The following is a 22626-nucleotide window of genomic DNA, read 5'->3' as shown; positions in this document are numbered from 1 at the left end:
TTCTTTTTTCGAGATTTTCCAGTTTCTCAATCCTTATTTAAAGCTTTCTACTTAGTTAAATTCTTTCCACTAATTGTTTGAAAAAGCCGTTTTCTTTTGCCATTAAGGTTTGATAATTGCCTTGTTCAATTAATTTTCCTTCATCTATAATGCAAAGATGATCAAACTGCTCAATAGCAGTAAGACGATGGGTTACCATAATCAAGGTTTTATTTTGGCAATGGGTTAGGATTAAGCGCAGAATTTGACGTTCTGTTTCACGATCTAACCCTTCTGTTGGCTCATCAAGTAATAGAATAGGGGCTTGATTAAGCAAAATACGCGCTAAGCTTAAGCGACGCTGTTCTCCGCCAGAAAGAGGACGTCCTCCATCACCTAGCCAGAGATCTAAACCTTGTTCTTGCTCGACTAATTTGCCTAAGCCCACTTGATTTAGCACTTCAATCATTGTGGTATCTTGCAGGGGGTGTTGATTCGCCAATTGAAGATTATTGCGTAAGGTATCACTAAAAACGTGTACACGTTGGGTGAGAAAGCACATTTGTTCACGTAAATGGCGCTCTGTGTAGTCTGCAATAGATTGCTTGGCGAGAAAAATATTCCCTTGATTCGGATCATAATTACGCACCAGAAGCTGTAACAGGGTAGATTTACCACTGCCTGTTTTACCCAGAATAGCCACTTTTTGCCCTTGTGGAATAGTTAGCGTGATGTTTTCTAGCGCAGGGTCTTGGCGTTCAGGATAGGTGAAATTCACTTGCTGAATAGACAGATCAAGTGCGGTGTGTTTTTCCACCGTTTTTTCTCCACTAAATTGCACCAGTGGCGTTTGTTCGGTGATCTCAGTAACGCGTTCAGCAGAAGCGATAATTTGCCCTATATGCAAAAATGCAGAACCCAAAGGCATTAAAATCTCAAAAGCTGCCAGTGCAGCAAGGGCAAATAAAGCAATAATTGCAGGACTATATCGGTCATTGCCAAAATCAGCATTAGCGGCAAACCATAAGGTAAGGGTAAGCAAAATCCCATTCGCCAAAAGCATAAGTGCGGTGGAAAATCCGCTTAAATTTGCTTCTTTCTGTTGAAAACCTTGCCACTGTTGTTCTGTTTCATCTAGCTTTTGTTTGAGTGGTTTTTCTGCATTAAACAGCAATAATTCCGCTTGAGATTGGATATATTCCACAAATCGCGTGCGGTAAGTCGCGCGTGCGCGAGTGAGTTTATGCCCAAATGTTTTCCCTAAATAATAAAAAATGGTTGGCACAAGCAGAGCTAGTGTGCTGAGAACAGTGGCAAAAAATAGCGCAAGTGAGAGGTTAAAAAAGCTCAGTCCCACAGTGAGCAAGCCAATCACCACAAAAGCGGTGATAAAGGGGGCGAGTAGGCGAAGATAAAGGCTATCCAAGGTATCTACATCTGCCACTAAACGGTTTAATAAATCACTGTTGCGATAGCGATTTAGTACAGCTGGGCTAAGAGGAATGATCTTTTGAAATACTTGCACACGTAATTTGGCCAGAATTCTAAATGTAGCGTCGTGGGTAACGATTTTTTCAAAATAACGGGCAACAGTGCGACCAATCGCTAAGCCTCGGACGCTAGCAGATGGATAGAAAAAATTAAATAATGTACCAATGCCAGCCAATGCGGTGGCTGCCAAAAACCAGCCTGAAACCGTTAATAAGCCAATGCTGGCGGCAAGTCCTGTGATCATCAGGATTAAGCCTAAAAATAAGACAAATTTGGCGTGCTTAAATAAACGTAAAAATGGTAAAAGTGTACGCATTAATTAATATCCTCTTTACGCTGGGTAAGAAGCTCAGCAAAAAATCCTTCATTTTGTAATTGTTCAAAGCGACCTTGCTGAATGATTTGTCCTTTCTGCATAACCAAAATATGATCGCATTGTTTCAAATCTTCAATACGATGGGTGATCATCAAGGTTGTTTGTTCACGACTAATTTTTTGTAAAGCTGAAAGCACCAGATTTTCTGATTGTGCATCAAGGCTGGCTGTGGGTTCATCAAGGAGCAATAAACGGCGATGCCGTAATAAAGCTCGGGCAATGGCTAAACGCTGTGCTTGCCCGACAGAAAGCCCAATACCGCCTTCTTTGATTACTGCATCTAACCCTAATTTATCGGTAAATACGGAAGCTTGGGCTTGTGCTAAGGCGTGTTGAATTTCCTCATCACTGGCTTTAATGCCCCCTAACAGCAAGTTTTCACGAATCGTACCTTGTAATAATAAAGGGTTTTGCCCTACCCAAGCGATCCTGTTCCGCCATTGGGTTTTATTGATTTGATTAAGCTCAATGCCATTAATTTTTAGGCTACCTTGATAGTCTAAAAAACCGAGTAACGCATTGATTAATGAGGTTTTTCCTGCGCCACTTTGCCCTACCAGTGCTGTATGGCTTTGAGCGGGCAAATGAAAATTAAGTGCTTGGGTGAGTGGTTTGCCTTGTGGCGATAACACCACCAGAGCTTGGGCGTGGATTGCGATATTTTCATTTATCAAGGCTTCATTTGAAGAGCCATTTTGCTTTGTTTTTACCTCATTTAAAATCGGCTGTTCTAAAAATTCAACAATTGCATCAGCTGCGCCAATGGCAGCGGCACGGTCGTGGTAATAAGTGCCGAGATCACGCAAAGGTTGATAAAACTCAGGGGCAAGAATTAAACAAAAAAAACCAATAAATAAGCTGATTGGTGTGCCATAGGAACCGAAATCAAGCTCGCCTAAATAGCTAAAACCAAAATATACCGCCATCAGCGCAATGGAAATTGAGGTAAAAAATTCCAACACCGCAGAAGATAAAAATGCCATTTTCAACACGTCCATAGTGGTTTCGCGGAAATCTTCCGTCGCTTGCTCAATATGGGCGGTTTGTTCTTCCGTTTTATTAAATAGACGTAAGGTTTCAAGTCCACGCAGACGATCCAAAAATTGCCCACTTAATTTTGCTAAGGTTTGCATATTTTTTTGGCTGCTATCTGCAGCAGCGATCCCAACAAGGATCATAAAAATAGGCACAAGTGGGGCAGTAATAAGCAAAATCAATCCAGCCGCCCAATTGAGTGGAAAAATAGCAATTAAAATAATCAATGGAACGATCACCGAAAGGGCTTGTTGTGGTAAATAGCGAGCATAGAAATTATGTAGGTTTTCTACCTGTTCTAACATAATAGTTGCCCAACTGCCTGCGGGTTTTTGGTTGATCATCGCAGGGCCAACTTGATGTAATTTGGTGAAAATTTGTTGGCGGATAAAATAACGTAATTTTTGACCGCACTTAAATCCTAAGCGTTCTCGCCAATATAAAATTATTGCGCGTAAGGCAAAGCCTATGACTAAAGCGATAAAATAACCGATTAGATTTTCTCTTGCGGTTTGTTCCATAATTAGCTGATGCAATAGGGTAGCAAGTAAATAGGTTTGAGCCACTAAAATCAGAGATGAAAGGCTAGCCAATAAAATATTTAGGCTAAGTAAGGTTTTTATTGGTTTTTGTTGGGCGCGTAGCCATTTTTGTAAGTATCGTTGGCGAGCTTTATCCATAATTCTGCGTAAAAGAGTTAATGAGTGATGTCATAATGAAAAAGAAAAGCGGTGCATTACAGCAATAACACACCGCTGAGATTTATTCTTGGCTGTCCAAGAAACGTTCTGCATCTAAGGCAGCCATACAACCGGTACCCGCAGAAGTAATGGCTTGGCGGTAATTATGATCCATCACATCACCTGCTGCAAATACGCCTTCAACCGAAGTGGCAGTGGCATTACCTTCCAAGCCAGATTTCACCACAATATAGCCATTATTTAATTCTAGCTGACCGGCAAAAATCTCGGTATTTGGGGCGTGGCCAATCGCCACAAACATACCGTCTAATTTGAGTTCTTCGGTTTCATCTGTTTGGGTATCTTTTAAACGAATGCCTGTTACCCCCATATTGTCGCCTAATACTTCATCTAATGTGCGGTGGGTATGCAGAATAATTTTTCCTTCTTCCACTTTTTTGTACAGACGATCAACTAAGATTTTTTCCGCTCGAAAGCTATCACGGCGATGTACTAAATGGACTTCAGAGGCAATGTTGGCTAAGTAAAGAGCTTCTTCGACAGCAGTGTTGCCTCCACCAATAACCGCAACAGGCTTGTTACGATAGAAAAAACCATCACAAGTAGCACAAGCGGAAACCCCGCGGCCTTTAAATGCTTCTTCAGAGGGTAAACCGATATAACGCGCAGAAGCGCCTGTTGCGATGATTAACGCATCACAACTGAAACTTTGTACATCGCCATAAAGTTTAAATGGACGAGAAGAAAGATCAACACGATTAATGTGATCGAAAATAATCTCAGTATCGAATTTCTCCGCGTGTTGCAACATTCTTTGCATTAATTCTGGGCCGGTGGTATCGCCAAAATCACCCGGCCAATTTTCGATTTCTGTCGTGGTGGTAAGCTGTCCGCCTTGTTGTAAGCCGGTTACCAATACAGGGCTTAAGTTAGCGCGAGCCGCATAAATGGCGGCGGTATAGCCTGCAGGCCCTGAACCTAAAATTAACAGTTTGCAATGTTTCATTTCTGACATAAAAATTCCTATTTAATCCGTTGAGTAAGAGAGTTTGCTATTATAAGGGAAACACATTAATAGAGTAACGAATAAAGTAATCGGCGATATTTATTGGTCATTGGATCATTGTTGCCCATCGCCGCTAAAATAGATAAAAATTCTTGTTTGATTTCCCCATTGAGTGCGCCTAAGTCTTGTTTTAATAAACTGAATAATAAGTCTAACGCTTCTTCATTGCGATGGGCTTGGTGTAGCTGTAATGCCAGTTTTAAGGCAATCTCAGGGCTTTTATTGTTCGCATATTCTGCTTGTAATTGTTGAATTTCAGGGGTGTCCGCCGCTTTAATTAATAATTCAATTTGTGCTTGTAATCCTTGCCAGCGGCTATCACGATCTTGCAACGGAATACGATTTAAAATTTCCTGCGCTGGCTCAAGTCGTTTCATTGCAATATAGGTTTCCGCATAAAGTAAGGCAATATCGCTATTTTTGTGATCGGAAAGCTCCCAAGCCTCTTTGAGTAGTGGAATCGCCTGTTCATAATCTTGATTAGCAAGTAAATCTAATGCTTGGTTGAATTTAATTTCTTCCTCTTTGGGTAAAATAAGATTTAAGTGCTGTTCTAATGTTTTTTCATCTAAGGCACCTTGAAAGGCATCAAGCGCTTGTCCATCTTTAAAGAGATAAGTGGTAGGAAGTGCTTGAATACCAAATTGTGCTGCCACCATTTGTTCAGCTTCGCAATTAATTTTGCCTAATAAAAATTGTCCTTGGTATTTTTCCGCATAACGTTCAAGCACACTGACAAAGGCAACCGAATCTGTATAGCTTGGGGCATAAAAAAGTAAGGCGAGTGGGGTTTGTTGTGTTTGCTGTAAGATCTCGGTGAGATTTTGCTGATTGACATCAATACTATAATTCGTCATTTTTACTCCAATTTGAGTTACAAAAATTATCACTGATTGTAACAAAAGTGCGGTGCTTTTTGGGAAAAAACTTCCGAAAAAAACACCGCACTTAAGATTGAGTAAAAATCTTTACTTAGAGCAAAATACTTCCCACTAAGGCGAAGGCAAATCCAGTAAAGCCGATGAGGGTTTCTAGCACTGTCCAGGTTTTTAATGTGGTTTTGGTATCCATTTCTAGAAAACGGCTGACTAACCAGAAACCACTGTCATTAACGTGAGAGAACACGGTTGCGCCAGAGGCAATTGCAATCACGATAAAGCAAAGATCGAATTGGCTTAATCCGACTGCTGCGGCAACCGTTGGGGCGATTAATGCCGATGTGGTTGTAAGGGCTACCGTCGCAGAACCTTGTGCAACACGCAATGCCATTGAAATAATAAAGGCGGCAACAATCACTGGCATTCCTGTATCTGCGAACATCGCAGAAAGCTCATTACCAATGCCACTTGCACGCAACACACCACCAAACATTCCCCCAGCACCCGTTACGAGTACAATAGAGCAGATTGGTCCGAGGGCATTATCACAAATTTTTTCTATTTGCTCATTGCTACGCTGATCTTTGAGCAACAAAATGGTAACGATTAAAGTAATCAATAATGCAACAGGGGTTTTTCCGAGTAAACGTAAGCCTTGCACCCAAGCCTGAGAACCATCAACCACACCGGCGACAGAAAGGGTATTTAAGCCTGTATCACATAAAATGAGAACTAATGGCAATAATAAAATGGTCAATACTTTGCCAAAACTTGGTGGATTTAACACCGCAGTTTCGTTGATTGCATTTGCATTTAAGAACGCTTTTGGCAAATCAACCATCACTTTTTTACCTAAATATTGGCTAAATAAGTAGCTTGCGATATACCACGTTGGGATACCGCATACTAAGCCAACGATCACTAATAAGCCGATATTAGCGCCTAATAAATCCCCCGATGCCACAGGACCTGGGTGAGGGGGGACAAAGGCGTGCATAACAGCAAATGCTCCTGCCGCAGGGAAGGCATAGCGTAATACAGACCCCCCAAAGCGTTTTGCTACGCTAAAGATAATTGGCAACATCACGACTAATCCGGCATCAAAGAAAATTGGAAAGCCGAAAAGTAAAGAAGCCACACCTAAGGCGAAAGGGGCATTTTTTTCACCAAATTTATTGATAAGTGTATCAGCAAGCACTTTTGCACCGCCAGTGATTTCGAGTAAGCGCCCGATCATCGCCCCCAAACCCACTAATAACGCCACAGAGGCTAATGTGCCACCAAAGCCTTTGGTTAAGGTGGGTAGAATTTCATTGAAAGGAACGCCAGTGGCGAGTGCAGTGAGTAAACTCACGATAATTAATGCAACAAAGGCGTGAACTCTGAATTTCATAATTAATAAAAGCAACAGTAGTACTGAAGCGATCAACGTGAAAATCAACATATAAAATCCTTACTATTTGATGATTGATTTTTTCGCCAAGGGCGAGGAACGAATTGCTAATTTACCCGTAACATTAAAATTTGCTAGTAAGGTAAAATAGATAGGCATATTATTAGGGAAATTCTAATCAAAGTTCAAATAATTAGGCAAAAAAGCGTTATTTTTGTTAAATATTTGTGAAATAGATCACAAAATAAGATGTTACCAGTAACTAAAACTTACCATTTTTTGCTATGGTTAGTGCATCAGAAATAAAATTTAATAGTTAAGGAAAAGAAAATGGAAAAAGGAAAAGGTAAGAGTTTTATCTTAATGGGCGTGTCTAGCACGGGGAAAACATCCGTAGGAACGGAAGTTTGCCGGCGTTTAGGGTTAAAATTGATTGATGGTGATGATCTTCATCCAAGAGCTAACATCATTAAAATGGGGAGCGGGCAACCGCTTAATGATGAAGATCGCGCACCTTGGCTTGAGCGTATCCGCGATGCGGCATTCAGCCTAGAACAAAAAAGCGAACAGGGGATCATTGTTTGCTCGGCATTGAAGAAAAAATACCGTGATCAAATTCGCGATGGTAATGAAAGCGTGAAATTCCTTTTCTTAGAGGGAAGTTTTGAGCTAGTGCTAGAACGAATGAAAAATCGCAAAGGGCATTATATGAAAACCGAAATGCTTAAAAGCCAATTCGATACGCTGGAAACGCCACAAGCAGATGAGCCAGATGTGATTCATATTGATATTGATGGGACATTTGATGAAGTGGTAGAACGTTGTGTGGTAGCGTTAGAGCCGTTTTTAAACTAGTACACGCTAAGTTATATTGAGAAATTCACTAATTAATAGGGGATTTCTCTTTTTTATTCCTCTATAAACCCTTTCATAAACCTGTTAAAATCCGCAATATATTTTTTGAGATAAGGACATAATGTGGCGTTAATTAGTCTAACCAACGGTTATCTTTCTTTTAGTGATCATCCCTTGCTAGATCACACGGATTTATATATTGAAGCGGGTGAGCGTGTTTGTTTAGTTGGGCGTAATGGAGTAGGCAAATCTACCTTAATGAAAATTTTGGCAGGCGAAATGGTGATGGACGACGGACGTCTGCAATTTGAGCGTGATTTAGTCATTTCTCGCCTTGAACAAGATCCCCCTCGCAATGCACAGGGTAACGTGTTTGATTACGTTGCAGAAGGTATTGCTCATTTAGCTGATTTATTGAAAGAATATCACCGCACTTCTGATTTACTTGAACAGCAATATAGCGAAAGCACGCTAAATCGTTTGGCAGAAATTCAAACTCAGCTTGAATACGCAGATGGCTGGCGTTTTGAAAATAAAATTCGTGAAACCCTAATGAAATTAGGGCTTGAAGCAAATATGCAATTAGCTGAGTTATCCGGGGGCTGGTTACGTAAAGCAGCGCTAGCTCGTGCATTGGTGTGTGATCCTGATGTATTACTGCTCGATGAACCTACTAACCATCTTGATGTCGATGCCATTGAATGGCTAGAAAATTTCTTGCTGAGCTTTACTGGTTCAATTATTTTTATTTCTCACGATCGTGCTTTTATCAGCAAAATGGCGACCCGCATTGTGGATCTTGATCGTGGACAATTAGTCTCTTACCCGGGCGATTACGCTAAATATCTTATTGAAAAAGAAGAAAACCTTCGTGTTGAAGCGTTACAAAATGAATTATTTGATAAAAAACTTGCTCAAGAAGAAATCTGGATTCGGCAAGGGATTAAAGCACGTCGAACCCGTAATGAAGGTCGAGTGAGAGCGTTGAAAGCCTTACGAGAAGAACGTCGTCAGCGTAGAGACGTGCAGGGCAGTGCCAAGTTACAAGTGGATAATTCTACCCGTTCAGGCAAAATCGTCTTTGAAGTTGAAGATGTGAGTTATGAAATTGCAGGGAAAACACTGGTTTCGCATTTTTCAACGACGATTTTACGTGGTGATAAAATCGCTTTGGTAGGAGCAAATGGCATAGGCAAAACGACGTTAATTAAATTGCTCTTGGGAGAAATCCAGCCAACTTCTGGGCATATTAAATGTGGTACAAAATTAGAAATTGCTTATTTTGATCAGTATCGTGCTGATCTCGATCCTGAAAAAACGGTAATGGATAACGTTGCAGATGGCAAACAAGATATTGAAGTTAATGGCGTAAAACGCCACGTTTTAGGTTATTTGCAAGATTTCTTATTTCCACCAAAACGCGCAATGGTGCCAGTGAAAGCCCTTTCAGGGGGGGAACGTAACCGCTTATTATTAGCAAAATTATTGCTTAAACCAAATAATTTACTGATTTTGGACGAACCAACCAATGATCTGGATGTGGAAACCTTAGAATTATTGGAAGAATTACTGGCTGATTATCAAGGCACGTTGCTGATTGTGAGCCACGATCGCCAATTTATTGATAACACAGCAACAGAATGCTACATTTTTGAAGGCAATGGGATTATTAACAAATATGTGGGCGGTTTCCACGATGCGAAACAGCAACAAGCGAATGTATTTGCCTTGAAAGAAGCGGAAAAAACGAAAGAGAAAAAAGCAGAAAGTACGCTGGAAATTAACAAGGTTTCACATAAGCCAGTAAAACACCGCCCCGTGAAACTTTCTTACAACGAGCAACGAGAGCTAGAACAATTGCCGCAAAAATTGGAAAATTTGGAAGAAAAAATCACCGCACTTCAAGCGGAAGTCTCTGATCCCAATTTTTTCCAGCAAGATCACCAATACACCACAGACAAACTCCAACAACTCGCTGAAGCAGAGCAGGCGTTAGAACAAGCATTTGCCCGTTGGGAAATGTTGGAAGAAAAGAAAAGTGGCGCGAGCTGATCATTGACTATAAAAATAGGTGCGGTGGTTTTTTTACAAGTTTTGCATATAAAAAAACCGCCACACGAAAATCAGGTGGCGGAGAGGTCTTAAATAAGAAAATTAGTTTGAAAAAGACAACTGCAATTTGCAGTGCACTAGCATTTACTAAGACTCACTAGGCGCGGAATAGTTCACAACTATTTTAAATTTTTTTACGTTTTTGTAAAAATGTTGTGATTTGTGCTTCAATACCTTGTGCGTCCAGTTTCAAGTCTGCCAAAATTTCTTGCTGTGTACCTTGTGGAATGAAGAAATCGGGCAAGCCTAATTGCAATAGTGCGGTAGTTTTGTGCTGAGAATTTAGTACTTCAGCCACTGCACTCCCAGCTCCGCCTTGAATCGCGTTTTCTTCAAGTGTAACCAATAAAGCGTGAGTGTCAGCCAGTTGTTGAATTAAGGTTTCATCAATTGGTTTGACAAATCGCATATCTACAAGGGTCGCGTTTAATTTTTCAGCCACTGCATTGGCATTTGGCAACAACGTACCAAAATTTAAAATAGCGATCGTTTCCCCTTCACGCAGAATTTTACCTTTTCCGATAGGCAGCATTGCTAATGGCTCAAGTGAAACGCCGATAGCGTTGCCTCTAGGATAACGTACAGCAGCAGGTTTACCACATTGATAGCCTGTATAAAGCATTTGGCGACATTCATTTTCATCGCTAGGGGTCATAATCACTAAATTTGGAATACAGCGCATAAAGCTGATATCGAATGCCCCTTGATGAGTTTGCCCGTCTGCACCAACTACGCCTGCACGGTCAATGGCAAATAACACGGGAAGATTTTGAATAGCCACATCGTGAATGACCTGATCGTAGGCACGTTGTAAGAACGTCGAATAAATGGCGACGACAGGTTTAAAACCTGCAATCGCTAAGCCTGCGGCGAAGGTAACCGCGTGTTGTTCGGCAATGGCAACATCAAAATATTGCTGTGGAAAACGGTTGGAAAACTCCACCATTCCTGACCCTTCACGCATAGCTGGGGTGATGCCGATTAATTTTGGATCTTGTTCAGCGATTTCACATAGCCAGTTGCCAAAAATTTGTGAATAGGTTGGAGTGGTGGATTTAGGCAATTTTCCGCTCGAAGGATCGAATTTTGGCACACCGTGAAAACCAATAGGATCTTTTTCCGCGGGGGCATAGCCTTTGCCTTTTTTGGTTTTTATATGCAAGAACTGCGGACCTTTTAAGCTGCTCATATTCTTTAATGTGCTAATTAATTCGTCCACATTATGTCCATCAATTGGACCAATATAGTTAAAGCCTAGCTCTTCAAACATTGTGCCGATAGGGGAAACAAAGCCTTTAACGTGTTCTTCCGTTTTTTTGACAAACTCTTTAATAGGCGGCACGCCAGAGAGAATTTTTTTACCGCCTTCACGCAAGGTGGAATAGAAAGAGCCAGAAAATAGGCGAGCAAGATAATTATTCAACGCCCCCACGTTCTCGGAAATGGACATTTCATTGTCATTGAGAATCACCAACATATCGGTGTGCAATGCACCGGCGTGGTTGAGTGCTTCAAAGGCCATTCCAGCGGTAATTGCCCCATCACCAATCACACAAACGGTTTTACGTCCTGCATTTTCTTTTTCTGCCGCAACGGCAATACCAAGCCCAGCGCTGATTGAGGTAGAAGAATGCCCCACGCTTAGCACATCAAATTCGCTTTCATCACGCCAAGGAAAAGGATGAAGTCCATTTTTTTGACGAATGGTGGACATTTTATCGCGGCGTCCAGTGAGAATTTTATGCGGATAGGCCTGATGCCCTACATCCCAAATAAGCTGATCAAATGGGGTATTAAACACATAATGCAAGGCAACCGTGAGTTCTACCGTGCCTAAACCTGATGCCAAATGTCCGCTACTTTGACTAACACTTTCTAACAAATATCCGCGTAATTCATTACAAAGTTGGGGAAGTTGATCTTTATTTAAAAGACGCAAATCGTCCGGTGAATTAATCAGTGATAAAAGAGGATATTTTTCCATTGTTAATCAAATCCAAAAAGGGTTAAATTTCGACCGCACTTTAACTGAATAAGGCTTAGGCGGTGTCCAATATATTAATTTTTTCTTGTTACAATAAATTCGCTCAACGCCTTTAAGGGTGAGCTATCAAAAGATAATTCCGCTAAAGCATTAAGGGCTTGTTGATGCAGTTCTTGTGCTTTTTCTTTCGCCCCTTGTAAGCCTAGTAATTTCGGGTAAGTGCTTTTATCTGCGGCTAAATCAGCGCCTACGGTTTTGCCGATTACGTCGCTTTCCCCTTCAATATCTAAAATATCATCTTGTACTTGGAAGGCTAGCCCAATGGCATCGGCATAGCGTTCGAGCTGTTGGCAAAGTTGTTGATCGGCAAAATATGGGGAACAAAGAAAGCCCATTTTTAACGCACAGCGCAATAATGCACCTGTTTTATTGCGATGAATTCTTTCTAATTCAGCTAAGCTGACTTGCTGATGTTCTGCTTGTAAATCTAGGCTTTGCCCCAAACACATTCCTTGCACGCCTGAGGCTTTTGCTAATTCTGCGATTAAAGCAACACGTTGTTCGGCTGACAAATTAGGCGTTTGGCTGAGTAATTCAAAGGCAAAGGCTTGTAAAGCATCACCTGCAAGAACAGCGGTAGCTTCATCAAAGGCGATATGACAAGTTGGGTGACCGCGACGTAGCGTATCGTTATCCATTGCAGGCAAATCATCGTGGACTAAGGAATAAGCGTGAATTGCTTCAATGCTTGCTGCGGCATAATCTAAATACACGAGTTCTGCACCTAACATTTTACCTGTGGCATACACCAAGAATGGACGCACACGCTTTCCACCTAGCAAAAGGGCATATTTCATTGCGCGAGCAAGGGGGGAGGGATGCGTATCAATTTGCTCAAATTGTTGTTCGAGAAATTGATTGATCCGTTGTTGAACTTGTTGTAAATCCTGTGCAAATTGATCCATAGCAGTGGCTTATTTATTGGGTTGCTTATTCGTTATGTTGATAGTCGCTCAATTCTGCTTTATCGCTTTTTGAAAGCAAAATTTGAATGCGTTGTTCTGCCTGTTGTAAGCGCGCTTGACCTAATTGCGCCAGCTTAATGCCGTTTTCAAAATCCTGTAAAGCCTGTTCTAAGGGTAATTCACCACTTTCTAAACGCGCAACGATGCTCTCTAATTGAGTTAAGGTGGCTTCAAAATCTAAGCTATGTTCATCTTTTGTTGGTTTGCGTGCCATTTGTTTTTCCTAAATCCAACCTGAATAAATGCCACATTGTACTGTATTTTTATGGACTTGTTAAAGCATATAGCGAGATTGTTGCACAAAAAATCACAGAAAAAGCACCGCACTTTTGTTTATCTTGCATTGCCGAGAAAACAGCGAGAAAAATTGGGGATTTGCAAAAGATGTTGTACAATATCGCCCAATTTTTGCTTGAAATAGAAGTATTCTAATGAAATTTATTATTAAACTTTTCCCTGAAATTATGATTAAAAGTGAAAGTGTGCGTAAACGCTTTATTAAAATTCTTACAGGGAATATTCGCAATATTTTGAATAAATATGATGATACTGTCGCCGTGGTGAAACACTGGGATTATATCGAAGTGCGGTCAAAAAATGCAGAAAATCGCGCATTATTAATTGAATTATTAGGGCGAATTCCGGGCATTCACCATTTTCTTGAAGTGGAAGAAAAACCATTTAACAACGTGCAAGATATTTTCCAACAAACTTTGCAAGATGTTGCACATCTACTTGAAAATAAAACCTTTTGTGTACGTGTAAAACGTAAAGGAAAGCACGATTTTTCTTCCCTTGATGTGGAGCGTTATGTTGGTGGCGGATTAAATCAACACATTGCCAGTGCAAAAGTGAAACTCAGCAACCCTGATGTGACTGTTCGCATTGATATTGAAGACGACAAAATGATGTTGGTGAAAGCACGCCATACGGGGCTAGGTGGTTATCCTATTGGTACACAAGAAGATGTGCTTTCACTTATCTCTGGCGGTTTTGACTCAGGGGTATCGAGCTATATGCTGATTCGCCGCGGCTCGCGCGTTCATTATTGCTTCTTTAATCTTGGCGGTGCGGCACACGAAATTGGTGTGAAACAAATGGCCTATCACATTTGGCATCGCTTTAGTGGCTCGCACAAAGTGCGTTTTGTCGCAATCAATTTTGAACCTGTGGTAGCAGAAATTTTAGAAAAGATTGATAACGGGCAAATGGGCGTGGTATTAAAACGAATGATGGTGCGTGCCGCAAGTAAAGTGGCAGAGCGTTTCGGGATTCAAGCCATTGTTACTGGGGAGGCGCTTGGCCAAGTTTCCAGCCAAACACTGACCAATTTACGCTTGATTGATGAAGCCGCAGAGGCTTTAGTATTACGTCCACTTATCACCCACGATAAAGAACAAATTATTGCAATGGCAAAAGACATCGGCACAGAAGATATTGCTAAATCAATGCCTGAATTTTGTGGCGTAATTTCAAAAAATCCAACGGTTAAAGCGGTGCGTGAAAAAATTCTTAGCGAAGAAAATCATTTTGATTTCAGCGTGTTAGAAAGTGCGGTGCAAAATGCACAATATTTAGATATTCGTCAAATTGCAGAACAAACGGAAAAAGACGTGGTTGAAGTGGATACGATTTCTGTATTAGGCGAAAACGATATTGTCATTGATATCCGTAGCCCTGAAGAGACAGATGAAAACCCATTAGAACTCGAAGGGCAAGAAGTGCGTTTAATCCCATTCTATAAACTTTCTTCCCTATTTCCAGAACTTGACCAACATAAAAATTACGTCCTTTACTGTGAACGAGGCGTAATGAGCAAACTCCAAGCACTTTATTTGAAAGAAAATGGGTTTGGGAATGTGAGAGTGTTTAGAAAATAAGTAATATCACCGCATTTTCTAAGTGCGGTGATTTTTTGTTACTTTTTCATATGCTATAAATAGCTGACGAATTGTTCCAAATTGATCTGTTTGGATTCTCGGTTGATTTTTTCTTCAGCAGTGCCAAGCATAATGAATGCAACAATTTTGTCTGAATTTTCACAATGAAAGGCTTGGCGCAAGTCTGAACCATCAACCCAAGGGCCGGTTACCCAAACATTGTCAAAGCCTTGTGCATTAGCCGCTAGTTGCATTGCATAAGTTGCACAGCCAGCGGTCAGCATTTGTTCCCAAGCGGGTACTTTGGCAATATCTTTTTGAATTTTGGCGATCACTGCAATGATCATTGGCGCACGATTTGGTAAATTTTCTGCTTTTTTCAACCGCTCTTCACCTAAATTAAATTCTTGTACCGCATTTTTTAGTAAATCGCCTAATTGAGTTAATCCCTCTTTTTCGATCACCACAAAGCGATAAGGCTGTAACTTTCCGTGATCGGGGACGTGTAATGCCGCTTGGAAAATCTGTTCAAGTTGCGCTTTGCTTGGTGCCGGTGCAAAGAGTTTTTTATTAGAACGGCGTGAAGTGAGTAGGGTTAAAGCATCCATAATCAGTCCTTTTATGATTATTCTTGTTATGCAATATGCGATGGATTATCGCATAAATTTTTGTATTATATTCGTGTAGTAAAAAAGCCCCTTCGTATTAGGGGCTGATAGAATCAGTTTTTTTTATCTTCTTTTTCTGCTTGTTTTATGGTGTGATTAATGCCAGCACCAAAAGCTAAAACTATGCCTAATAGAACAAGTAGTCCAATCGTTAGTTCCATTTAATCCTCCTTTGATAGTTGAGATTTGTGCTTTCGTAACTGTTTTCCTAGTACGAGTGTAGCATAACTCACAAACATTAATGTGAAACTACTCGCAATCTTAAAGAGTACACCATTTTGACCGAATATTATCATAGGCACAGCAAGTATCGCAACTTTGGCAATATCTTCCAACAGTTTTGCCCAAGCTTCTACCGTTTCTATTTCAATTGGGCGTTTAAATAAATTCAGCATTACCATCTCCTTGTATTGAAAACAACCATAGCAAAATTATGTTAAGTGCGGTGATTTTTTTGCAAGTTTTACGATCCTGATCGAGAAAATAAACTAGCGCTGATAAAAATAGCAGTGCTATAAAGAATTAGTCGCATTTGTTGGTTAATCTGTTTATGATACGCTTTCTTAAATAACGTTAAATAATAAGGAAATTTATGAAGTCGCTGATGAAATTAGGGTCAATGCTATGGCGAGGATTAAATTTTATTCGTAATGTTGTGATGAATTTAGTCTTCCTTGTTTTTGTACTCTTTGTTTTTGCAATGGTAGGTTTGCTGACAAATGCAAATAAAGAAACACAAGCCCCACTTGGTGCAGATGAAGGGGCATTATTACTTAATTTAGAGGGGTATTTAGCGGATAACCGAGAAGAAATTCACTCTTTGCAAGATTTGCTGAAAGAAGTGGACTCCCAATATGTACCACGTCAAATTTCAACATTTGATTTGATATATAGCATTCGATCTGCGATCAATGATCCACGCATTAAAGGCTTGGTGTTAGATCTTAACCGCTTTGAAGGAGCAGATTTACCCGCGATTAAATATGTGGGCAATGCGATTAATGAATTTAAACAAAGTGGTAAGCCTGTGATTGCTTATGCAGATAGTTATTCACAAAAACAATATGTGCTAGCAAGTTATGCGGATGAAATCTATCTCAATCCAATTGGTGCGGTGGAAATTCAAGGCTTGGCAGTGGACAATCTGTATTACAAAGATTTGCTTGATAAGTTAAAAATTACGCCACATATTTTTCGTGTCGGGACTTATAAATCTGCCGTTGAACCGTTTTTGCGTAACGATATGTCGCCAGAAGCAAAAGCCAATATGCAGCGTTGGTTAAGTGCGATGTGGACGGATTATAAAACGCTGATTGCGGACAATCGTCAAATTCCTGTCGCTGACATATTACCTGAAGCAGAGCAATATTTTGCCCATTTGAAAGCGTTAAATGGTGATCTCACCGCGTATGCTCAACAGCAAAAATTCGTTACGCAACTCGCTGATCGTTTTACGTTAGCGAAAAAACTCACCGCACTTTTTGGTAAAAATGCAGAGGGTGAAGCAAAGCTATTGCCATTTGATCGCTATTTGGCTGCATTACCTGATCGCATAGACGGCGAGGGGGAAAATCGTATTGCGGTAGTTAATGTTGAAGGGGCTATTATTGATGGTGAAACTGATGAAAATGGCGTTGGCGGTGATACTATCGCTACGTTGTTGCGTCAGGCTTATGAAGATAAAAAAATTAAAGCGGTGATTTTACGCATTAATAGCCCCGGTGGAAGCGCCTTTGCTTCGGAAATTATTCGTCAGGAAATTGTCCATTTACAACAAGCTGGGAAGCCAGTGGTGGTATCAATGGGGGCTATGGCTGCTTCAGGCGGTTATTGGATTGCGAGTACTGCTGATTATATTTTCGCTGATGCGGATACCATTACGGGATCAATCGGTATTTTTTCAATTGTTCCTACTTTTGAGAAAGCGGTAGCAGAAATTGGCGTGAATGCCGATGGCGTGGCAACCTCGCCTTTAAGCCAGCAGTCTTCTTTTCGTGGTATTTCAAAAGTAAAAGGTGATATTTATCAACTTGAAATTGAACACGGCTACGATAAATTCCTTTCTCTTGTGAGCCAAGGTCGCCAGTTGGCTAAACCTGAGGTGGATAAAATTGCACAAGGTCAAGTGTGGTTAGGAGCGGAGGCATTGCAAAATAAATTGGTGGACGAACTGGGCGATTTTGATCGTGCGGTAGCGAAGGCAACAGAATTAGCTCAGGCAAAACAAGGCGAGCAACCTGCCGAAGAATTTAGTGTAGAATGGTTAATCGAACGTAATGATTCTCTATTCGATACATTGATGAAAGGCTTTGGTAAAGGCGTACAACAACAATTATTCAGCTCCCTTGGCTTAGCAAAACCATTCGGTGAAGTAAAACAACAACTTAACCAATTGAGTCAATTTAACGATCCAAAAGGGCAGTATTTATACTGTATTAATTGCGGAACGTTGCATTAAAAATGTGTTTCCCCTTTTATGTAAATAGAAGGGGAAAATTTTTAAAAATAATACCGCACTTTTTATTTCGTTATTACCGAGAGAGCGTTCTATTTTGCAATATCTTCTTGGCATAAACCAAGTCGGCTTAAAAAATCAATAAACGCTTTTACTTTAGCCGCAAGATGACGGCGGTGAGGATAGACAATGTTTAAATCAATCTGATGCTGTGGGTAATCTGCAAGGACTTCGACTAATTCTCCCGAAGTTAATTCATTTTCAATCAGAAAACGCGGTGAATTCACAATGCCTAGTCCTGATTTCGCTAATTCAGCCAATGCCAAGCCACTGTTACACATTACATCAGACTGAATGCGTAAACGGTCAATTCTTGTTCCATTAATAAATTCCCAAAATATTTGATTATTGTTGGATTTATATAGCATTATTTTGTGCTGATATAATTCTTCCGGGGTCTGTGGCACGCCGTTTTTTGCGAAATAATCTGGCGAACCTACGATATGCATTGTTGAACGAGCAATTTTTTTTGCCACCAATGAGCTATCTTGCAAATTGCCAATGCGTAAGGCGAGATCAAATCCTTCGGTAATTAAATCCACTAAACGATCGTTAAATTCAATATCAACTTCAAGATTAGGGTGGGCGTGCAGAAATAACCCCAAATTGGGGGCAATAAAACGCAAGCCAAAATCACGTGGCACAGAAATATGCAACTTACCTTGCAACGTAGTCGCGAGATTACTGATACTTGCTTCCGCATCTTGTAACTCTTCCAGAATCGGCAAACAACGTTGATAATAAAGTAACCCAGCTTCAGTGGGAACGATCTTTCTTGTCGTACGTTGTAACAGGCGCGTTTTAAGCTGTTCTTCCAGCTGGGAAACCAGCTTACTTGCCATCGCAACAGAGATATTTTGTTGAATTGCTGTTTGGGTAAAACTTTGCGTTTCTACCACTTTACAAAAGACAGAAATTGCATTCAGTTTATCCATTTATGCTTCCTTTTTTAAAAAAATGATTGACCTTACATAAGATAGTCCGCAATATATCGGGCAATTTTACACAAGTTAGCAGAAATTAGGTAAAGAAAAAGATGAGTAAATCTTTAGTGATAGTGGAGTCGCCAGCCAAAGCGAAAACCATTAATAAGTATTTAGGAAAAGATTATATTGTAAAATCCAGTGTGGGACATATTCGTGATTTGCCAACGGCGGGAAGTACGGGAGAGAAAGCTAAACCAATTTCCACCAAAGGATTAAGCACGGAAGAAAAACAAGCCATTAAGCAAGAAAAAGAACGTAATGCCTTAGTCAAACGAATGGGGATTGATCCTTATCACGGCTGGAAAGCAAACTATCAGATTTTACCGGGCAAAGAAAAAGTGGTTGCAGAACTGAAATCTCTCGCTAAAAAAGCGGATCATATTTACCTTGCTACCGATTTGGATAGAGAGGGAGAAGCGATTGCGTGGCATTTGCGTGAAGTGATTGGTGGTGATGATAAGCGTTTTAGTCGAGTGGTATTTAATGAAATCACGAAAAATGCTATTAAGCAAGCCTTTGAGCATCCAGAACATTTAAATATTGATCGTGTTAATGCACAACAAACACGTCGTTTTCTTGACCGCGTGGTGGGCTTTATGGTATCGCCACTGTTATGGAAAAAAGTCGCCCGTGGCTTATCCGCTGGGCGAGTGCAGTCCGTGGCAGTAAAGCTGTTAGTTGAGCGTGAACGAGAAATCAAGGCATTTCAACCTGAAGAATATTGGGAAGTTGCGGTGCAAACGGAAACCGCACAGAAAATTGGCTTACGCCTTGATGTAACCAGTTTTAAAGGTAAAAAATTTGAGCCGAAGAATGCGCAACAAGCACAAAGTGCGGTGGATTTTTTACAAAAATCTGACTATATCGTTTCTGATTTAGAAACCAAACCAACCAGCTCCAAACCGAAAGCGCCCTTTATCACTTCAACCTTGCAACAAACAGCAAGCACTCGACTAAATTTTGGTGTGAAAAAAACGATGATGCTAGCGCAACGTTTATACGAGGCGGGTTATATCACTTATATGCGTACCGATAGCACAAATTTGAGTAAAGATGCGTTAAATATGGTGCGTGATTATATTGGCTCCCATTATGGTGAGACCTATTTACCGACCAAGCCAAATTTTTATTCTAGCAAGGAAAATGCCCAAGAAGCACACGAAGCCATTCGTCCTTCTGATGTGCGTATATTAGCAGCAGATGTACAAGGAATGGAAAAAGATGCGGTGCGTTTATATGATCTTATTTGGCGCCAATTTGTTGCTTGTCAAATGCCAGCAGCGCAATATGATAGCTCAACACTCACGGTAACCGCAGGGGATTATAGCTTGAAAGCAAAAGGGCGTATTTTGCGTTTTGATGGTTGGACAAAGGTGTTACCAGCAATGAGTAAAAGCGCCGAAGATCAAGTGTTACCTGATGTTGCGGTGAACGATCAGCTAAATTTAAAAGAGGTAATTCCACAGCAACATTTCACCAAGCCACCAGCACGTTTTAGCGAAGCAGCATTAGTCAAAGAGCTAGAGAAGCGTGGTATTGGTCGTCCTTCTACTTACGCAGCAATTATTTCAACCATTCAAGAACGTGGCTACGTACGTGTAGAAAACCGTCGTTTTTATGCAGAAAAAATGGGCGAAATTGTGACAGATCGGCTTAATCAATCTTTTGCTGATTTAATGAACTATGATTTTACCGCGAATATGGAAGATGTGCTGGATCAAATTGCTAGCGGAGAAAAAAATTGGAAAACAGAATTAAATCAATTCTTTAAAGATTTTTCCGCACAACTTAGTCAAGCCGAATTAGATGAACTAGAAGGCGGAATGAAGCCAAATAGCCTTGTGCTAACCGATATTAAATGCCCAACTTGTGGCCGCCCAATGGCAATTCGCACTGCCAGTACAGGGGTATTTTTAGGCTGTTCAGGCTATGCCTTACCAGTAAAAGAGCGGTGTAAAACCACGATAAATTTAATTCCTGAAGCTGAATTATTAAACGTTCTGGACGAAGCTTCCGAAACGAAAGCGCTGATGGAACGCAAACGTTGCCCGAAATGTGGCACGGCAATGGATAGCTATATTATTGATCCGCAACGTAAACTTTATGTCTGTGGGAATAATCCAAATTGTGATGGCTACCTCGTGGAGCAAGGTGAGTTTAAAATTAAAGGCTATGATGGTCCGATTGTTGAATGTGATAAGTGCGGTGCGGATATGCACTTAAAATTAGGGCGCTTTGGTAAATATATGGCCTGTACCCAATGTGATAACACGCGTAAAATCTTAAAAAATGGTGAAGTTGCACCACCTAAAGAAGAGCCCGTACATTTCCCAGAGTTAAAATGTGAAAATTCAGATGCTTATTTTGTTTTGCGTGATGGGGCAAGTGGCGTGTTTATGTCTGCGCATAATTTTCCAAAATCACGTGAAACTCGTGCAGCAAAAGTGGCTGAATTAGCACAATATCGCGATCGTTTACCTGAGAAGTTACAATATTTGGCCGATGCACCACAGAAAGATCCTGAAGGTTATGAAGCGATTGTACGTTTTAGCCGAAAAGAAAAACGTCAATATGTTACGTCAGAAAAAAATGGTAAAGCCACAAAATGGCGTGTTGATTATATTGAGGGAAAATGGGTTGAGAATGGGAAATAGCGTTTAATATAAAGGTTATTTTGATATAAAAAGACGATAGTTCGATTTCGGGCTGTCGTTTTTTGTTAGTCAAATTATTAGAGCAGATTAGAAAGGATAGAATAAAAATACTACGTTAATTTTGCTAAATTATAATAGGAAGAAAATTTGGAGCGGGAAACGAGGCTCGAACTCGCGACCCCAACCTTGGCAAGGTTGTGCTCTACCAACTGAGCTATTCCCGCAAGATATAAGAAAATTGGAGCGGGAAACGAGGCTCGAACTCGCGACCCCGACCTTGGCAAGGTCGTGCTCTACCAACTGAGCTATTCCCGCATATTCCGTAAGGAACGGGGCGTATTATACGAAAAATTTTTACGCCCGCAAGTAAAATTATAAAAAAGTTGATTGCTTGTTTAGTTATTGATCAGAAAGCAAGAATCTCCTCTTCCTTAATAATAAATAGGCTAAGGCATTTTGATAAAATGCTCTCGATAATAAGCTAGCTCGGCAATAGATTCACGGATATCATCTAAAGCAAGATGCGTATTTTTCTTACTAAATCCTTTTAACATTTCTGGGTTCCAACGTGAGGCAAGCTCTTTGAGCGTGCTAACGTCAAGATGGCGATAATGAAAATAGTTGGCCAGTTCTGGCATATATTTGAATAGAAAGCGTTTATCTTGTGCCACACTATTGCCACAAATTGGAGAAGCCCCTTTAGGTACCCACTTTTTGAGAAAATCTAAAGTTTGTAATTCCGCAGCACGTTCGCTGAGTTTGCTTTGTTTTACACGTTCAATTAAGCCGTTTTCACGATGAGTTTTTTGACACCAATCACTCATTTTGGCAAGTAGACTATCGGGCTGATGAATTGCAAGCACAGGCCCCTCAGCAAGAATATTAAGATTTTTATCTGTGACAATGGTGGCGATTTCAATAATGCGTTCTTTTTCTGGATCTAAGCCCGTCATTTCTAAGTCAATCCAAATAAGGTTTTGTTTATCTAATTGCATTAGGGTATCCTATATCAGTGTTATTTTGATGAG

17 protein-coding genes and 2 tRNA genes are annotated in these 22626 nt (G+C 40.6%); 5 read left to right on the top strand and 14 right to left on the bottom strand.

Annotation, left to right across the window (positions count from 1 at the left end; translation table 11 throughout):
- Positions 1–55 precede the first annotated feature (55 nt).
- The 5 genes from cydC to L4F91_RS05370 form a co-directional block, all read right to left on the bottom strand.
- Positions 56–1786, bottom strand: coding sequence for a cysteine/glutathione ABC transporter ATP-binding protein/permease CydC (cydC, locus tag L4F91_RS05390; RefSeq protein ID WP_395897762.1), 1731 nt, complete (start codon positions 1784–1786; stop codon positions 56–58).
- Complete coding sequence (cydD, locus tag L4F91_RS05385) at positions 1786–3561, bottom strand: cysteine/glutathione ABC transporter permease/ATP-binding protein CydD (protein ID WP_395897760.1); 1776 nt, start codon at positions 3559–3561, stop codon at positions 1786–1788. Before cydD ends, cydC begins: the two co-directional genes overlap by 1 nt.
- Before the next feature lie 82 nt (positions 3562–3643).
- Complete coding sequence (gene trxB / locus L4F91_RS05380; RefSeq protein ID WP_250350204.1) at positions 3644–4597, bottom strand: thioredoxin-disulfide reductase; 954 nt, start codon at positions 4595–4597, stop codon at positions 3644–3646.
- A 56-nt stretch (positions 4598–4653) separates the two neighbouring features.
- Positions 4654–5505 (bottom strand): co-chaperone YbbN, encoded by an 852-nt coding sequence (locus L4F91_RS05375; protein WP_395897758.1) that lies wholly within the window; start codon positions 5503–5505, stop codon positions 4654–4656.
- 115 nt (positions 5506–5620) lie between these two features.
- On the bottom strand, positions 5621–6970 hold the full coding sequence (locus L4F91_RS05370; RefSeq protein WP_395897756.1) for a GntP family permease: 1350 nt from the start codon (positions 6968–6970) through the stop codon (positions 5621–5623).
- 279 nt (positions 6971–7249) lie between these two features.
- Between L4F91_RS05370 and L4F91_RS05365 the strand changes: the two genes are divergently transcribed.
- Complete coding sequence (locus tag L4F91_RS05365; protein ID WP_395897755.1) at positions 7250–7774, top strand: gluconokinase; 525 nt, start codon at positions 7250–7252, stop codon at positions 7772–7774.
- 123 nt (positions 7775–7897) lie between these two features.
- Positions 7898–9826 carry an ABC transporter ATP-binding protein gene (locus L4F91_RS05360; RefSeq protein WP_395897753.1) on the top strand — a complete coding sequence of 643 codons (1929 nt, stop codon included), beginning with the start codon at positions 7898–7900 and terminating at the stop codon, positions 9824–9826.
- A 184-nt stretch (positions 9827–10010) separates the two neighbouring features.
- Here L4F91_RS05360 and dxs read toward each other — a convergent pair whose 3' ends face one another.
- The 3 genes from dxs to xseB form a co-directional block, all read right to left on the bottom strand.
- Entirely contained in the window at positions 10011–11870 is a 1860-nt protein-coding gene (dxs, locus tag L4F91_RS05355) for a 1-deoxy-D-xylulose-5-phosphate synthase (RefSeq protein ID WP_250350211.1), read from the bottom strand.
- A gap of 74 nt (positions 11871–11944) precedes the next feature.
- Positions 11945–12835 carry a (2E,6E)-farnesyl diphosphate synthase gene (ispA, locus tag L4F91_RS05350; protein ID WP_250363049.1) on the bottom strand — a complete coding sequence of 297 codons (891 nt, stop codon included), beginning with the start codon at positions 12833–12835 and terminating at the stop codon, positions 11945–11947.
- A gap of 25 nt (positions 12836–12860) precedes the next feature.
- Positions 12861–13109: an exodeoxyribonuclease VII small subunit gene (gene xseB / locus L4F91_RS05345; RefSeq protein ID WP_250350213.1), complete on the bottom strand. Its 249-nt coding sequence runs from the start codon at positions 13107–13109 to the stop codon at positions 12861–12863.
- Between the two features lie 217 nt (positions 13110–13326).
- Between xseB and thiI the strand changes: the two genes are divergently transcribed.
- The gene (gene thiI, locus L4F91_RS05340) at positions 13327–14775 is read left to right on the top strand and encodes a tRNA uracil 4-sulfurtransferase ThiI (RefSeq protein WP_395897750.1); all 1449 of its coding nucleotides are present in this window, start codon (positions 13327–13329) and stop codon (positions 14773–14775) included.
- 53 nt (positions 14776–14828) lie between these two features.
- On the opposite strand, the gene L4F91_RS05335 is transcribed toward thiI, so the two are convergent.
- Entirely contained in the window at positions 14829–15383 is a 555-nt protein-coding gene (locus tag L4F91_RS05335; protein WP_265761895.1) for an NAD(P)H nitroreductase, read from the bottom strand.
- A 221-nt stretch (positions 15384–15604) separates the two neighbouring features.
- Complete coding sequence (locus tag L4F91_RS05330; RefSeq protein WP_395897748.1) at positions 15605–15838, bottom strand: hypothetical protein; 234 nt, start codon at positions 15836–15838, stop codon at positions 15605–15607.
- Positions 15839–16035: 197 nt separating this feature from the next.
- On the opposite strand from L4F91_RS05330, the gene sppA reads away from it, so the two are divergent.
- Positions 16036–17901, top strand: coding sequence for a signal peptide peptidase SppA (gene sppA / locus L4F91_RS05325; RefSeq protein WP_395897746.1), 1866 nt, complete (start codon positions 16036–16038; stop codon positions 17899–17901).
- An 89-nt stretch (positions 17902–17990) separates the two neighbouring features.
- Here the strand turns inward: sppA and L4F91_RS05320 are convergent, their stop codons facing one another.
- Positions 17991–18893, bottom strand: coding sequence for a LysR family transcriptional regulator (locus L4F91_RS05320; protein ID WP_395897744.1), 903 nt, complete (start codon positions 18891–18893; stop codon positions 17991–17993).
- 101 nt (positions 18894–18994) lie between these two features.
- Between L4F91_RS05320 and topA the strand changes: the two genes are divergently transcribed.
- Positions 18995–21598 carry a type I DNA topoisomerase gene (gene topA, locus L4F91_RS05315; RefSeq protein ID WP_395897742.1) on the top strand — a complete coding sequence of 868 codons (2604 nt, stop codon included), beginning with the start codon at positions 18995–18997 and terminating at the stop codon, positions 21596–21598.
- Positions 21599–21746: 148 nt separating this feature from the next.
- Here the strand turns inward: topA and L4F91_RS05310 are convergent.
- From L4F91_RS05310 to orn, 3 genes are all read right to left on the bottom strand, one after another.
- Positions 21747–21822 (bottom strand) — tRNA-Gly (locus L4F91_RS05310).
- Between the two features lie 15 nt (positions 21823–21837).
- Positions 21838–21913, bottom strand: a tRNA-Gly gene (locus L4F91_RS05305).
- Positions 21914–22044: 131 nt separating this feature from the next.
- Complete coding sequence (gene orn, locus L4F91_RS05300; RefSeq protein ID WP_250350220.1) at positions 22045–22593, bottom strand: oligoribonuclease; 549 nt, start codon at positions 22591–22593, stop codon at positions 22045–22047.
- Positions 22594–22626 lie beyond the last annotated feature (33 nt).

Origin of the sequence: Avibacterium sp. 20-126 (assembly GCF_044358625.1) — a bacterium.
Classification (GTDB): domain Bacteria; phylum Pseudomonadota; class Gammaproteobacteria; order Enterobacterales; family Pasteurellaceae; genus Avibacterium.
Note: the sequence above shows the minus strand (reverse complement) of the source record. Positions and strands in the feature narration are given on the sequence as shown.